Genomic DNA, 15,208 nt, shown 5'->3' on the forward strand with positions numbered 1-15,208 from the left:
CATTCACCAAAACGAAACAGGTGTGTGCCTTAGTGTGGTGTAAATTCCTGCGGGACTGCCGGGCCTGAAGTGTGGTGAGGAGTCATCGTGGGAGACTCAATTGAATCGACCAATAGGAAGTGCACATCTGATCGAATCGAAGCGAACGAACTGGGAGCTTGGTTCAATGCCACAGACACCAGGGTCAGGTAGTTCAGAATTCGCTTAAGAATGCCAGGTGAGCGATCCTCTTCAATCAAATACGATCGGTCCGAGCCGACCTGAACGCATCTGGGTCAATCAGGGGCACAATCGAGTGCCACGAGGACTCTGACCTACCGGCTCTGAGAGGCTCGTTGAGTGGCACCGGGGCAATCATTTTCGGCGTACACCGAGCTATTTTGACTGCTCCAACAATGAGCGTCTTTCCCCGTCACCGGAATGAAAGGGAGCACTCTGCCTGTCTCCCACCAACATCATTGCGGGCACGCACTTCGTAGACGTATCGGCGGAAGCCCTACCAGTCTTCCTCAATCATGCGAGCGACGGATGGGGCGGTGATCGGAAAGCTCCGTCAGTGCCGCATCAGCACCATGTCGTCAACGTGAACCGCCGGGCGGCCTGCGCCAGCTACACCGGCGGAGGCACGGAGCCTTTCAGAATCCCAGCCAGCCAGTCCTCGGGCAACGAGGTTGCCGTCGGGTCCGATGATGTCGATGGGATCACCCGGATCGAAGGTTCCGACGACGTCGGTGACACCGACGGCGAGAAGCGAGTTGCCACCGGATTCCAGGGCAGCAACCGCACCAGCATCAAGCCGAAGCTGACCGGATGACTGTGCCGCATGGGCGATCCACAACGCTCGAGCGTTCGACTTGGTGCCGGTGGCAGCGAACCAGGTGCCGACCGGCTCTCCTGCGAGGGCCCGACCGAGATTGTCGGCCGAGGTGACGATGGTGGGGATACCGAAGGCGGTCGCCATGCGGGCGGCGGTTACCTTGGTTGCCATGCCACCGGTACCGAAGGAGCTACCCCTGCCGGTGATCGAATAGTTCTGAAGCTCGGACATGTCACCCACGAAGGGGATCCGGCGCGAGCCGGGTTCCTTGGGCGGGCCAGAGTAAAGAGCATCCACATCCGTGAGCAAGAGCAGGAAGTCAGCATCAATGAGGTGGGCGATGAGAGCTGCGAGACGGTCGTTGTCTCCCAGCCTGAGTTCCGAGGTGGCCACCGCATCGTTCTCGTTGACGATGGGAACGATCCCCATAGTCAGTAGCCGGTCGAGAGCCAGGCGAGCGTTGCGGTAGTGGTTGCGGCGAATTACATCGTCGGCGGTGAGCAGGACTTGGCCGATGCTGATGTTGTGGGCGTTGAAGCGCTCGCTGTATTCGGCCATAAGCTTTGTTTGACCGACCATGGAGGCGGCCTGAAGCCCCGCCATGTCCGTCGGCCGCGACGTCATGCCGAGACTGCCGACGCCCGCGGCGACGGCGCCGGAGGAGACGAGCGCGAAGCGCTGGTCCCTGCTGTATGCCTCTGCGAGAGTGTCAGAGAGGATATTGAGCTGTTCGTGGTTCAGTGTGCCGTCGGGCAACGTTAGGGAGGAGGATCCGACCTTGACAACGAACTTGGGGGCGCTGGGGACGAGCGACCTGTTGGCCAGTCCCCACTTTATTGATCCGCTGGTCACTGCTCCTCCGGATCGGTCCAGACTCCGGACTCGCGCTCCGTCCACAGTTCTTGGCGAGCAGCTTCTTGAGCGTCCATCTTCTCGTAGAAGGCATCCCGCTTTTCCTGACGGGTGGGGCGAGAGGACTCTTCGAAGCGAAGATCCGTACCGCGGGGGCCAAGGAGCTCTGCACCGGTTGCCATGGTGGGCTCCCAGTCAAACACCACTCCCCCGTCGACATCGCCGATCACGACTGTGTCGCCAGCAAGAGCGCCTGCCTTAACGAGTTCATCCTCAACCCCGAGCTTCGCGAGTCGGTCGGCCAGGTAGCCTACGGCCTCGTCGTTGTCGAAGTTGGTTTGGCGGACCCAGCGTTCGGGCTTATCACCAAGGACCTGGTAGAAGGTGCCGGAGCTGCCGCCAAGGCGGTTGATGTGGAACTCGTTGCGGGCGCCACGCGGCTCGGGCCGCAGAACGATCGGTGCGGGCTCTTCCTCGGGCTGGTTCTCGCGTACCTCGGTAACGAGAGCCGCAAGAGCGAAGGAGAGTTCACGTAGTCCCTCGCGGGACACTGCGGAGACAATGTGGACCGGGTACTTCGTGCGCAGGTCCTCGGCAACAAACTCTGCCAGTTCCTTGGCTTCGGGCACGTCGGCCTTGTTGAGAACAATGAGGCGAGGGCGTTCCATGAGCGGCAGGTGGCCATGGGTGGGCGGGATCTGCTGGGAGTAGATCTCAATCTCCCGCTCCAGTGTCATGAGATCAGACTCGGGATCGCGTCCCGGCTCCAGGGTGGCGCAGTCAAGCACGTGAACAATAACTGCACAGCGTTCAATGTGGCGCAGGAACTCGAGACCGAGTCCCTTCCCTTCCGAGGCGCCGGGAATAAGGCCGGGGACATCGGCAATCGTGTACCGAACGTCCCCAGCATCAACCACACCGAGGTTCGGAACCAAGGTGGTGAACGGGTAGTCGGCAATCTTGGGCCGTGCGGCGGACATGGAGGCGATGAGGGATGACTTGCCGGCCGAGGGGAAGCCCACGAGAGCAACGTCGGCGACGGACTTGAGCTCGAGAACAACGTCGATCTGTTCACCCGTGTCACCGAGCAGGGCAAAGCCGGGGGCCTTGCGCTTCGGGGATGCGAGGGCTGCGTTGCCGAGACCGCCCTGGCCGCCCTTGGCAAGCATGTACTGCGCGCCGGGGCCTACGAGGTCAGCAAGGATATCGCCATTCATGGACTTGACCACGGTGCCGCTGGGTACACCGAGGATCAGGTCCTCACCGGACTTGCCGATCCTGAGGTCGCCTTCGCCCGGCTTGCCGGAGGTGGCTGCCTGGTGTGGGGAACGGTGATAGCTAAGTAGCGTGGTTACCTGCGGATCGACCTCAAGGATGATGTCGCCACCATTGCCGCCGTTGGCCCCGTCGGGGCCTCCGAGGGGCTTGAACTTTTCCCGGCGCACGGACACGCAGCCGTTACCGCCGTTGCCCGCCTTAGCGTGCAAAACGACCCTGTCAACGAAACTAGCCACCGTTACCTCCAAAGAATGGCAGAAGGGGTGGACGGCACTGCCGTCCACCCCTCACTGTTTAAAATTTTGTTCAGGCGGAAACCGGAACGATGTCGACGATCTTGCGATCGCGACGGACACCGAATTCAACGGTGCCGGTTGCAAGGGCGAACAGCGTGTCGTCCTTGCCGCGCCCGACGTTGTTGCCGGGGTGGAACTTGGTGCCGCGCTGGCGAACGAGGATCTCGCCCGCGTTCACGAGCTGACCGCCGAAACGCTTAACGCCGAGGCGCTGTGCGTTCGAATCGCGACCGTTGCGCGTTGAGGATGCACCCTTCTTGGTTGCCATAGTTCAGGTCCTTCCTTACTCAGGCGATCGAGGTGATCTTGACGCGGGTCAGCTGCTGGCGGTGACCCTGACGCTTGCGGTACCCCGTCTTGTTCTTGTACTTGATGATGTCGATCTTCGGGCCCTTTTCGGCCCGGACGATTTCTCCGGTCACCGTTGCGGAAATCCCGTCCGCAGACGTGGTGACCTTATCGCCATCGACAAGCAGGATCGGCTCGAGCTCGACCTTGTCACCGGCCTCGCCCTCGATCTTATTCATGACGACAATGGAGCCGACGGACACCTTCTCCTGGCGGCCGCCAGCCTTGACAATCGCGTAAGCCACGTTGTTTGCTCATCTCTGGTTGACGTATGCGGACATTAAAGTCTTGTGCCCCGGTTGGGCACCGACGTCCCATACTACTTGAAACAGTTTCTGTCAGCCAAGCCCTGAACCGCGATAAACGGCGGATTCGGCTGTGTTTTTCAGCACTACTTGGTCGGGAAGGTCATGATCCCCGGTGCGGAGCTGGACTTCGGGATGATCGTGCCCGACGAAGCGGAGCGCCGCGACTTACGGTTCTCATCCTCGACCTTCTCCTCCACCGGCTTCCCAGCAGGCTTCGGGGCAGGCTTCTTAGGAGCAGTCTTAGCAGCCGTTTCCTTCGGCTTCTCAGCCACGATAATCGCCCCGCCACCCGAAGTGGTCACGATCGTTCCCGACGAGGCAACCCGGCGAGCCTTACGCTCAGCGGGAGGCGTAGCAGCGGCAGGCTCGGAGTAGGCCGTCCTGGACTGAGCTGACCTTGAAGCAGTCTTCTCTGCAGAGTCAGCCGAACTGGCAGAATGGCCGGAGGAATCCGTGCCCGAGCCGCCCGGCTGGACCTTACCGGAGACGCCGACCTTGCCGGAGACACGGCCGCGCGAACCTGACCTGTCGTCACGTCCAGCGGACTTGTCAGAGTCAGCGGTTCCCTGCGAATCCGACCCCTTCGAGCTGGCGTTCCTCGAATCCGCGTTCTTCGAACCTACGTTCTGTGAATCCGAGCCCTTGGAACCGTTGTTCTTGGAGCTTGCGCCGAATGCGAGCTTCGAAAGGTCCTCGGTGAGGTCCGGGATAGAAGAAGAGCTGGCGGAATCGGTTCCGTTGGTGGAGGCGTTCCGGGCGGATTCGGAGCGGCGTGCGGGCGAGCGCCTGCCGCGGGGCTTGGCGTCTTCCTTCTTGTCCTCGTCCTCCTGGTGGCTCTGCGCAGCTGCTGCTGCGATAGAAGCAAGGGCGGACTTGACCTCTTCGCGCTTGGCGGTCTCTTCCTTATCGACCACCGGCGGGGTCGGTGCGGGCTTCGACTGCTGCTGCTTTTGCGGTGCGGGGGCCTGCTTGGGCTGGTCGCCCTTTTCCACCGGCTGGGTGTGGATGTGGTATCCGCGTCCCTCGCAGTGCTCACAGGTCGTGGAGAAGGCCTCCACGAGTCCCTGTCCGACGCGCTTGCGCGTCATCTGGACCAGGCCAAGGGAGGTTACTTCGGCTACCTGGTGGCGGGTACGGTCCCTGCCCAGGCATTCGATGAGACGGCGGAGCACGAGATCCCGGTTGGATTCGAGAACCATGTCGATGAAGTCGATGACGATAATGCCGCCGATGTCGCGCAGGCGGAGCTGGCGAACAATTTCTTCGGCCGCTTCCAGGTTGTTCTTCGTGACGGTCTCTTCGAGTGTGCCACCGGAACCGGTGAACCGACCCGTGTTGACGTCAACAACGGTCATAGCTTCCGTGCGGTCAATGACAAGCGAGCCACCGGAGGGCAGGTAGACCTTGCGGTCCATTGCCTTGGCCAGCTGCTCATCGACCCGGGCGTCCGTGAAGACGTCCTTGTTGGCGACCCACTTGTGGACCCGCTCGTCGAGTTCCGGGGACAGCTCGTGTACGTACTCCTTAATGGTGGAGTACGTGTTGTTGCCCTGCACGTGGAGGGACTCGAAGTCTTCGTTGAAGACGTCGCGGACAACGCGAACAGCGAGCTCCGGCTCTCCCTTGAGGAGCACGGGTGCCGACTTGGCGGACTTCGACTTCTGCTGGATATCGGCCCACTTCTGGGTAAGGCGCTCGACGTCCTTGCGGAGCTGATCTTCCGAGGCTCCTTCGGCCGCCGTACGGACTATCACTCCGTGCTCGGCGGGAACGATTTCCTTCAGGAGCTTCTTGAGCCTCTGACGTTCCCGCTCGGGGAGCTTGCGGGAAATCCCCGTCATGGCTCCGGAGGGAACGAGAACAAGATGGCGACCAGCGAGAGTGATCTGGGCCGTGAGGCGCGCACCCTTGTGTCCGATCGGATCCTTGGTCACCTGAACAAGAACGGTCTCGCCCGAGGAGAGGGCGGACTCGATGCGCCTTGGCTTACCCTCGAGGCCTGCGGCCTCCCAGTTAACCTCGCCGGCGTAAAGAACGGCGTTGCGGCCCTTGCCGATGTCGACGAACGCGGCCTCCATCGAGGGCAGCACGTTCTGCACCCGGCCAAGGTAGACGTTGCCGACCATGGATACCTGGGTGTGGCGAGCCACGTAGTGCTCGACAAGAATGTCGTCCTCGAGGACAGCGATCTGATTGAGGCCGTCCTGCTCGCGTACGAGCATCTTGCGGCTAACCGATTCGCGGCGTGCCAGGAACTCGGACTCGGTGATCGAGTGCCTGCGGCGGCCAGCCTCGCGGCCGTCCCTGCGGCGCTGCCTCTTGGCTTCGAGGCGCGTGGAGCCCTTGAGTGCCGTCACCTCATCGGATGAGGTGGACCGGCGGCGCCTGCGGCGCCGGGTCGTCCCGACCGTGTCATCGGAGTCCTGCGAGTCGTTTCCAGAGTCGTTGGAATCGTCCGAATCATCGGAGTCGCTATCCTGGTCCCTGCTCCTGCGCTGAGACCTGCTGCGGGTGCGGGTACGAGTCTTGGGCTCGTCGTTCTTCTCATCAGAGTCAGAATCGGAGCTAGCGGTAGACGAGTCGTCGGACTGATCAGAGTCGGACTGGTCATCCTTGTTGTCGTTGTCCCGGCGGTTGCGCTGATTCTTCCGATACCGGTCGCCGTCCTGGTCCTTGTGATCTTTGTTGTCCTTGCCGCCCATGTTCTTGTCGCGGCTGTCCTGCTGATCCTGCTCCGATGAGTCGGTGGAGCGGCCGCGGCCGCGGGAGCCGCGCCTGCGGGGCTTGCGCTCCTCATCGTCATCGTCACCTGTTTGCGGCTCGGGTGCCGGGCGACGGATTACTGTTGTCGGGTCGGGCTCCTGGAAGAGGAGGTAGGTTGCCGGCAGTGCCGGCTTCGAAGCGTTCGCGCTATTATCGGCCTGTTCTTCGGCCATGAGGACTCCTGTCCGGAAAGCCGGCACGGACAGCTTCCCATGTGAATCGCCGGTGTCGGCGGAAGTCTCTTCAAACATCGTGTCCAGGCAGCACACCGGGAGGCGGCGCTCATATCCACAATGTCGGCTCCGCGGTCCGTGCCCGCTGAGCCCTGTGCAATTCTCTCATACTTTCCGGTATTCACTCCCTGGGGGTCCAGAAAGAATGGTCAAACTCAACACGCCGTGAGCAAAAGATGATCCTTGTCATCGGCGTGGTGCGGAATTTCTCCAAACATACGCGGCGTGGGACCGAGCAAACCAAGTAACTAGCCAACTTGGTATAAATCACTACTTTTCCGGCATTAAAGGTTTTATGACAGAGTGTCTAGAAACGGGACCTTTGTCCCAGGCTCATGTTAGCCGACGGCATAAATTTGGACCATATATCTCTATACCAGGAAGGGGATGTGGTGGAAGCGCTTGACCTCGCACGGTGGCAGTTCGGCATCACTACCGTTTACCACTTTATCCTTGTCCCACTGACCATTGGCCTCGCTCCCCTTGTCGCGATCATGCAGACAAAATGGTTGCGTTCAGGCGAAGAAAAGTGGATGAAGTTAGCCGAGTTCTTCGGCAAGATCCTTATTATTAACTTTGCTCTTGGCGTTGCTACCGGCATTGTCCAGGAGTTCCAGTTCGGGATGAACTGGTCGGAGTACTCCCGTTTCGTGGGTGACATCTTCGGAGCACCGCTCGCCTTTGAGGCCCTCATGGCCTTCTTCTTGGAATCAACCTTCCTGGGACTGTGGGTGTTCGGTAAGGGCCGCATGAGTGCGAAGCTCAACACCCTGTGCATCTGGATGGTCGCCATTGGCGTGAACATCTCGGCCTACTTCATTCTCTGCGCCAACTCCTTCATGCAGCACCCCGTGGGTGCTGTCTACAACGAGGAGACCGGTCGTGCAGAGCTCGATGGTGTGGGCGGCTTCCTTGAAGTACTGACCAATAACACGGCCATTGCCGCTACCTCGCACACAATCACCGCTGCCTTCCTGGTTGCCGGCACTCTCGTTGCCGGCATCGGCACCTGGTGGATGGTGCGTTCGACGAAGAAGAACATCGCGGGTCAGCCCGAGATGTGGCGCTCCGCCGCTCGCTTCGGTTTCGTCACGATCCTGATCTCGGCCGCGGGCGTTGGCCTGACCGGTCACTTCCAGGGCCAGCTCATGTACGAGCAGCAGCCGATGAAAATGGCATCCGCCGAGGCGCAGTGCCACAACGAGGAAGGCGCGCCCCTGTCGATCCTCGCGATCGGTGACTTCACGAACGACTGTGAGAACGTCACCCGCATCATCGACGTGCCGTGGGTGACCTCGTTCATGGCAACCAACCACTTTACGGGCCCCGAGTCCGAGGTTGCCGGCGTTGAGGACGTTCAGGCCTTCTACCAGGAGAAGTACGCCGACCAGTTCGGTGAGGACTACGACTACCGTCCGAACCTGGTTGTCACCTACTACTCGTTCCGCGCCATGATCGGCCCGATCATCTTCCCTGTCATCCTGGCCCTTGCCGGGCTCTGGTTCACGCGTAAGGAAAAGATCTGGGACTCGAGCGGTTGGGCCAAGTACGCGCTCTTCGCCATCCCCATGCCGTTCATCGCATCCTCCTTCGGTTGGATCTTCACGGAGATGGGACGCCAGCCCTGGGTTGTTGCCCCGAACCCGACCGGCGTGGAAGATGTCCTGCTGCTCACTGACTATGGTGTCTCGCAAACAACGAGCCCAGCCATGGTCCTCACCACCCTCATTGGTTTCACGGTGCTGTACGCCATCCTCGGCGTGGTCTGGTTCCTGCTGGTACGGCGATACACGCTGGAGGGCATCGACCTGACAACGGAGAAGGCTCCTGCACCGGACGATGAAAACCAGCCCCTGAGCTTCGTTTACTAGGGAGAGATAGAACAATGGATTTCCTGCCCTACCTGTGGTTCATCGTCATCGCCGTTCTCTGGATCGGTTACCTCACGCTCGAGGGCTTCGACTTCGGTGTCGGCATGCTCTACACAACCGTGTCGAAGAACCCGAAGGAACGCCGGGTTGCTCTCAACACGATCGGCCCCCACTGGGACGGTAACGAGGTGTGGCTGCTCACCGCCGGTGGCGCCACCTTCGCGGCCTTCCCCGAGTGGTACGCCACCATGTTCTCCGGCATGTACCTCGCGCTGTTCCTCATCCTCGTCCTCCTCATCGTGCGCATCTGCGCGATTGAGTGGCGGGGCAAAATCAACGACATCAACTGGCGCAAACGCTGGGACCTCGCCCACACCGTCTGTGCCTGGCTCGTATCGTTCCTGTGGGGCGTCGCGTTTGCCAACCTGGTCCAGGGCATGAAGATCGAGGTTCTCGAGATCACCAATCCCGCGACCCAGACCTACGAGATTGTCTCCCCCGAGGCATTCGAGGCGGCCACCAACACGGCGGCCTACACGCACCACCTGACCGGCGGCTTCTTCTCCCTGCTCACGCCGTTCACGCTGCTTGGCGGCCTTGTCACCCTGTCCCTGTTCCTCACCCACGGCGCGGTGTTCATGGCGCTCAAGACCGCGGGTGACTTCCAGGTCCGGGTCGAGAAGCTCGCGGCACGCCTCTCCATCGGCTCGCTCCTCATCACGGCCGTCTGGGCCATCTGGGCGCAGCTCGCCTACGCGAGCGGTTTCTGGTCCTGGATCCCGCTGGCAATCGCAGCCGTCTGCCTGGTCCTCACGGCCCTGTGGGCACAGAAGGGCGATGAGCTCAAGGCATTTATCGCAAACTTCATCGCGATTGCCGCCGCCGTTGCGTTTATCTTCACCGCGATGTTCCCAAACGTCATGAAGTCGTCGATCGACCCGGCATACTCGCTCACAATCGAGCAGGCCTCGGCCACCGGCCCGACGCAGATCATCATGTCGGTTGCTTCCCTCATCCTTGTTCCGATCATCATTGGTTACTCCATCTGGTCGTACAAGGTGTTCTCCAAGCGGATTCACGTCGACAACATCCCGGACGATCCGTCCGGCCTGTCCCGAGGTACGAAGAAACCGCTCGCTAACGAAGTCTCCGTTCAGTGAACGGAGAACGTAGACCCAATGGTGGGCGCGGCCTAGGTCGCGCCCACCATTCTTATCGCCGGACATAACCCGCACCCGCTCTCTGTCACCGCGGCCAATGGGGTCGCCCCCAGCTTTTATTACTAAGGTTGATTACGTGAAGCCACTGGATCCGAAACTCCTCAAGCATGCTCAGCCGGCCCGGCGCTACGTCCTTCTCGTGACGGTAACGGGCTTCCTCTCTGCAGCATTCATCATCGCCCAGTGCTTCCTCATCTCCTACGCCATCTCCCCCGTCATAGACGGCACCGCGGGGCTCAGCGACGCTATTCCATTCGTTGGTGCCCTCGCCCTCGTTGTCCTCGGCCGCCTGGTTGTTACCTGGCTTCAGGAGTCTTTCGGTCACCGCGCGGCGCTCGCCACAATCTCGACCCTGCGGAAGAAGGTTCTCGACCGTGCGGGCGACCTCGGTCCCCGGTGGCTGGCCTCTCGCACGTCCTCGATCGTCACGTTCACGACCCGGGGTCTGGAGGACCTCGAGCCCTACTTCGTGAAGTACCTGCCCCAGCTACTGCTGTCGGCAACCGTCACCCCGCCTCCCTCATCGTTGTCCTTGCCCTGGACTGGCCCTCTGCTTTCCTCGTTGTCTTCTGCATCCCGATCATCCCGATCTTCATGATCCTTATTGGGAAAATGACGGAGTCGACGTCAAAGAAGAAGGTCGCCGCCATGGAGTCCCTGGGCGACCAGGTTCTCGACCTCATTGCGGGCCTTCCCACCCTCAAGGCCCTCGGCCGCGAGCAGGGTCCCGCCAAGCGGGTCGACACCCTCGGGAAGAGCTACACGAAGACCACGATGGAGGCGCTAAGGATTGCGTTCCTGTCGGGTTCCGTTCTCGAGTTCCTTGCCACCCTCTCGACCGCACTTGTTGCCGTCGAGGTGGGCTTCCGCATGGTCTACGGCTACCTCGACCTCACCACCGGGCTGATCATCATCATGCTGACCCCCGAGATTTTCAAGCCCCTGCGGGAAGTCGGCACCCAGTTTCATGCCTCGACCGATGGCCTCGCCGCATCCGAAGAGGCCATCGCCATCATCGAGACCCCGGCACCGAAGCCGGGCACCGAGCCCGCACCGGACCTCACCACCACCTCGATCCTGTTTGAGGACCTATCGGTTGAGGCAGAGGGCCGCGGCATTATCGCCCCCGCCCACCTCACCGCGGAAGTAAAGCCCGGGCTGATTACAGCTATTGCCGGCCCCTCAGGTGCCGGCAAGTCCACGGCGGTCTCCGTGCTCCTTGGCATGCATACGCCCACGAAGGGTGCCGTCACCGCGGCCGGTGTGCCGGTGACGAATATGGATCCCGATACCTGGTGGTCCCAGATCTCCTGGGTTCCCCAGCGCCCCGTCATTGTTCCCGGCACGGTCGCCGAGAACGTCGGAGTGAAAGACGATGAGGCGGCTCGTCTTACCGGTCTGGATGAGATCCTCGAAGAACTTCCCGAGGGCTGGGATACCCACATCGGCCAGGGCGGTATCGGCCTGTCGCTCGGCCAACGCCAGCGCCTTGCGCTGACTCGTGCCCTCGCCGAGAGAAGGCCACTGCTGATTCTTGATGAGCCGACGGCTCACCTGGATGCTGCGTCCGAGAGGCAGATTATCGACGCCGTGACGGCGGCCAAGGCCCAGGGACAAACCGTCCTTGTCATTGCCCACCGACAGACCCTGCTCGACATAGCTGACGAGACAATACAGGTGGTTGCCATGGAGGGAGTGAAATGATCCTCGGACTAAAAGAGCGCAGTGCTCTGAAGCGTTGCCTGGCGATGCTCGAGATCGACCGCGGCAAGTTCCTTCTCTCGGTTCTCTTTGGCTCCATGGGCCTCGGTAGCGCCATCGCCCTGTCGGCAGTATCCGCCTGGCTCATTGCTCGAGCGTCTCAGATGCCACCGGTGTTGGACCTGTCCGTTGCCGCTACCTCCGTTCGCATGTTCGGCATCGGCAAGGCCCTGTTCCGCTATCTCGAACGGCTGGCCTCCCACCGGGTGGCCCTGGCGGGAATGGGAAACCTGCGAACCAATATCTACAAGAGCCTTGCCGGCTCTTCGAGTTCCCGAGTTGCCACTATCCGCCGCGGCGACCTCCTTGCTCGCACGGGTGCGGATGTCGACACTATAGGCGACACTGTCGTCAAGGCCATCCTCCCCGCCTGCATCGCACTCCTCACGTCCTTCGTTTCCGTTGGCATCGTCTGGTGGCTCTCCCCTCCCATCGCGATCGCGCTCATTATTTGCCTTCTCCTGTCCGGCGTTGTCGGCCCTACGGTTGCTGCGCTCGGTGCCCGCCGTGCCGAAGCGGACCGCGTCAACGACGAAGCCGAGATATCTTCCCTGTCCCTCGCCGTCCTCGAAGGCTCCGCCGAACTGCGTGTCTCGGGCCGGCTTGAAGCCATGGAGAACGCTCTCGAGGAAACCGAAGCCCGGATCAGGTCCCACCGCGACCGGTCGGCGAAGCCGTTGGCATGGGCGGCGGTTATCGACACTCTCGCCCTTGGTCTCTCCGTCCTGGCCGCGATCGTCATTGGCGTGGGTCAGATGGAGGCGGGAATTATTAACGGCATCGAGCTTGCCGTGTGCGTGCTCGTCCCGCTGGCGGCCTTCGAGGGAACGGCGGCCCTGGGCCCTGCCGCACTCGAGCTTGTGCAGTCCGGTCAGGCCGCCATGCGGATCAGCGATCTGCTCGGTGAAGAAGAGGCAGATCCGAAGCGGTCGGACAAGGCTCTCTCCCCCGTTATTGAAGCCAAGGACCTCGTTGTCGGTTGGCCGGGCGGTCCCGATGTGGCAGGTCCGCTGAACCTGCGGATTGAGAAGGGCTCAAAGATTGCCGTTGTCGGCCCCTCCGGCATCGGCAAGTCCACACTGCTCTCCACGCTTGCCGGGCTGATCCCACCCCATGCTGGTTCTGCCACGGTCGGTGGAACGGAAGCAGCAACGCTGGATCGGGAATCGGTTTCCGAGGTCATGATTCTGATCGCCGAGGACGCTCATATCTTCCACACGACCGTGCTGGAGAACCTCCGGGTCGTCCGCAGGGATCTGACCGAGGATGACGCTCGTACTGCCCTCCATAGGGCAGGTCTTGGCGACTGGCTGGAACGGCTGCCCGATGGACTTAACACTCTTCTGGGCGGCAATGCCACCACCGTGTCGGGTGGCGAGAGGCGCAGGCTTCTCATTGCTCGCGCCCACGCCTCGCATGCTCCGATCATTGCTCTCGATGAGCCGGGTGAACACCTGGAGCCGGAGACCGCCGACCGGCTCCTGGGTGACCTGTTCCAGTCGGACTTGGGCATCGTTGTTGTTACTCACCGGCTTACGGGGCTGGAAAATGTCGATACCATTCTTTATTTAGGAGACAATGGCGTAGAGATCGGCACCTACGGCGATCTCATGGAGCACAGCCCCAAATTCCGCTGGGCGGTACAGGAGACTCAATGACAGACCCCATCGGTTACCCGATCATCGAGCAGACCGGACAAACCGGCGGGCTTTTTGACTCCGCACTCGCCTTAACCTCACGACTCGACATCACCTCGGCTTTGCAAGAGTTTGTGGAGGCGGCACGCCGCCTCACGGGAGCCAAATACGCTGCTCTCGGCATTCTCGGTAGCCGGGGTGAAACCGTAGCCTTTCACTATTCGGGTATGAGTGTGCCGGACGCTGAGAAGCTCCCCCACCCACCCCATGGTGACGGTGTGTTCGCGCAGATCCCGGTGGATGCTCCCCTCATCATTAACGACATTGCCTCCCACCCAGCATTCGAAGGGTGGCCGAGCTACCACCCGAAAATGCAGAATTTTCTTGGTGTCCCCGTACGTATCCAAGAGCAGGTCTTCGGCAGGCTCTACCTTTCGGATAAGCAGGACGGCTTTAACGAGGCAGATGCATCAAACATGAGCATGCTGGCCTCCGCCGCCGCCATTGCCGTCCAGAACGCCCGGCTTTACTCCGAGTCCGAGGACCGGGCAAATTGGATCAGTGTCTCCCAGTCCATTACGACTGCCTTGCTTGAGGGAACCGATGAGGAGGAGGCTCTCAAGCTCATCGCCAAGAAAATGAGAACGGTCTCCAGGTCCTCCACCGCCCTCATTGTCCTGCCCTCGATCGGTGACGCATGGGTGTGCGAGATTGCCGATGGTGAAGACGCCGAGAACATGATTGGTCTCGAGTTCCCACCCGATGGCAGAGCCCAGACGGTGATCCGCGAGGGCTCCGGCGTTGTCGTTGATTCCATGACCCGCACCCGCACCATGCGTATCCCAGAACTTCGGGGATACGGTCCCGCTCTTTACGCACCGATGATCGTTGGCGGCCAGGGCGCCGGTGTCATCATCCTGCTGCGCTCCCGCACCCAGCAAGAGTTCGATCTTGCCGATTTGGCCATGGCCGAATCGGTATCCAAGCAGGCCGCTCTCGCCCTAGAACTTGCTTCAGCTCGCCACGCACAGGACGTTGCCGCACAGATCGACGAGAGGGCCGCAATCGGTCGCGATCTCCACGACCTGGCCATTCAGCAGCTCTTCGCCACCGGCATGCAGATCACGGCAATCCGTGAAGATCTCGAATCGAAGGAAGCCAGCCCGGACATTGTCGATCTCCTGAACCAGGCCATCTCTTCCGTCGATGAGTCGGTCAAGGAAATCCGCCACATTGTGCACCGGCTCCGCGAGCCCGACGCGAACGTTGTCGTTGTCGAACGCCTCCGCCGCGAAGCATCACCGGCCCGTACCTCGCTCGGCTTTGCCCCATCCTTTGTTATCAGCCTCAACGGGGAAACCCTGCCCCAGGATGTTGATGCTGAGACGGTAGCTCTGATCGATAACATGATTGGTGCGGACATTGCAGACGATGTCGTTGCTGTCACCCGCGAGGGCCTCTCCAATGCTGCCAGGCACGCCAAAGCCTCATCCGTGTCCGTGACTGTCTCCATCGACCCTAGCGAAGTCAGGATCGTAGTTTCCGATGATGGTGTGGGCCTGTCCCCCACCCAGTCCCGCAGGTCCGGCCTTGCCAACCTGGCAGCCCGAGCCCGCCGCCACGGCGGATCCTTCGACCTCTCAAGGGGCGAAGACCGCGGTGCGGTCATTACCTGGTACGCACCACTCGACTAGGAGCTCCAACAGAGCCGATCGCAAAATTGTGACCAACAGTTCCTGCGGTCCTCAATGAGCACACACAGTCGGCGCAAGCAGGCGCATTCGGTGCTAGCAGATCTCCTGAAGACTAAAATCAACTATTCCT

General features: G+C 61.2%; 11 protein-coding genes. 6 read left to right on the top strand and 5 right to left on the bottom strand.

Features of this window, described 5'->3' with window-relative positions; all coding sequences use genetic code 11:
* Positions 1–553 precede the first annotated feature (553 nt).
* From proB to EJ997_RS05030, 5 genes are all read right to left on the bottom strand, one after another.
* Positions 554–1,669: a glutamate 5-kinase gene (gene proB / locus EJ997_RS05010; RefSeq protein ID WP_228201587.1), complete on the bottom strand. Its 1,116-nt coding sequence runs from the start codon at positions 1,667–1,669 to the stop codon at positions 554–556.
* Positions 1,666–3,183 carry a GTPase ObgE gene (obgE, locus tag EJ997_RS05015; protein WP_126703602.1) on the bottom strand — a complete coding sequence of 506 codons (1,518 nt, stop codon included), beginning with the start codon at positions 3,181–3,183 and terminating at the stop codon, positions 1,666–1,668. Before obgE ends, proB begins: the two co-directional genes overlap by 4 nt.
* Positions 3,184–3,253: 70 nt before the next feature.
* The gene (gene rpmA, locus EJ997_RS05020; protein ID WP_126703603.1) at positions 3,254–3,511 is read right to left on the bottom strand and encodes a 50S ribosomal protein L27; all 258 of its coding nucleotides are present in this window, start codon (positions 3,509–3,511) and stop codon (positions 3,254–3,256) included.
* 19 nt (positions 3,512–3,530) lie between these two features.
* Positions 3,531–3,836, bottom strand: coding sequence for a 50S ribosomal protein L21 (gene rplU / locus EJ997_RS05025; RefSeq protein WP_126703604.1), 306 nt, complete (start codon positions 3,834–3,836; stop codon positions 3,531–3,533).
* Between the two features lie 146 nt (positions 3,837–3,982).
* Positions 3,983–6,835: an Rne/Rng family ribonuclease gene (locus tag EJ997_RS05030; RefSeq protein WP_126703605.1), complete on the bottom strand. Its 2,853-nt coding sequence runs from the start codon at positions 6,833–6,835 to the stop codon at positions 3,983–3,985.
* Positions 6,836–7,287: 452 nt separating this feature from the next.
* Between EJ997_RS05030 and EJ997_RS05035 the strand changes: the two genes are divergently transcribed.
* The 6 genes from EJ997_RS05035 (at position 7,288) to EJ997_RS05055 (ending at position 15,078) form a co-directional block, all read left to right on the top strand.
* Complete coding sequence (locus EJ997_RS05035) at positions 7,288–8,766, top strand: cytochrome ubiquinol oxidase subunit I (RefSeq protein WP_126704951.1); 1,479 nt, start codon at positions 7,288–7,290, stop codon at positions 8,764–8,766.
* 14 nt (positions 8,767–8,780) lie between these two features.
* Positions 8,781–9,926: a cytochrome d ubiquinol oxidase subunit II gene (gene cydB, locus EJ997_RS05040; RefSeq protein WP_126703606.1), complete on the top strand. Its 1,146-nt coding sequence runs from the start codon at positions 8,781–8,783 to the stop codon at positions 9,924–9,926.
* Positions 9,927–10,062: 136 nt separating this feature from the next.
* Positions 10,063–10,584 (top strand): ABC transporter transmembrane domain-containing protein, encoded by a 522-nt coding sequence (locus EJ997_RS13400; protein ID WP_228201588.1) that lies wholly within the window; start codon positions 10,063–10,065, stop codon positions 10,582–10,584.
* Positions 10,560–11,690 carry a thiol reductant ABC exporter subunit CydD gene (gene cydD, locus EJ997_RS05045; protein ID WP_265936851.1) on the top strand — a complete coding sequence of 377 codons (1,131 nt, stop codon included), beginning with the start codon at positions 10,560–10,562 and terminating at the stop codon, positions 11,688–11,690. Before EJ997_RS13400 ends, cydD begins: the two co-directional genes overlap by 25 nt.
* Positions 11,687–13,405, top strand: coding sequence for a thiol reductant ABC exporter subunit CydC (cydC, locus tag EJ997_RS05050; protein WP_126703607.1), 1,719 nt, complete (start codon positions 11,687–11,689; stop codon positions 13,403–13,405). Before cydD ends, cydC begins: the two co-directional genes overlap by 4 nt.
* The gene (locus EJ997_RS05055; RefSeq protein WP_126703608.1) at positions 13,402–15,078 is read left to right on the top strand and encodes a sensor histidine kinase; all 1,677 of its coding nucleotides are present in this window, start codon (positions 13,402–13,404) and stop codon (positions 15,076–15,078) included. Before cydC ends, EJ997_RS05055 begins: the two co-directional genes overlap by 4 nt.
* Positions 15,079–15,208: the final 130 nt, after the last annotated feature.

Source organism: Flaviflexus ciconiae (genome assembly GCF_003971195.1).
GTDB lineage: Bacteria > Actinomycetota > Actinomycetes > Actinomycetales > Actinomycetaceae > Flaviflexus > Flaviflexus ciconiae.

Bases quoted from the DNA above. Each gene is read 5' to 3' on its own strand.
- rpmA (WP_126703603.1), bottom strand. From the start codon at position 3,511: ATGGCAACCAAGAAGGGTGCATCCTCAACGCGCAACGGTCGCGATTCG.
- EJ997_RS05030 (WP_126703605.1), bottom strand. From the start codon at position 6,835: ATGGCCGAAGAACAGGCCGATAATAGCGCGAACGCTTCGAAGCCGGCA.
- cydB (WP_126703606.1), top strand. From the start codon at position 8,781: ATGGATTTCCTGCCCTACCTGTGGTTCATCGTCATCGCCGTTCTCTGG.
- cydC (WP_126703607.1), top strand. From the start codon at position 11,687: ATGATCCTCGGACTAAAAGAGCGCAGTGCTCTGAAGCGTTGCCTGGCG.
- EJ997_RS05055 (WP_126703608.1), top strand. From the start codon at position 13,402: ATGACAGACCCCATCGGTTACCCGATCATCGAGCAGACCGGACAAACC.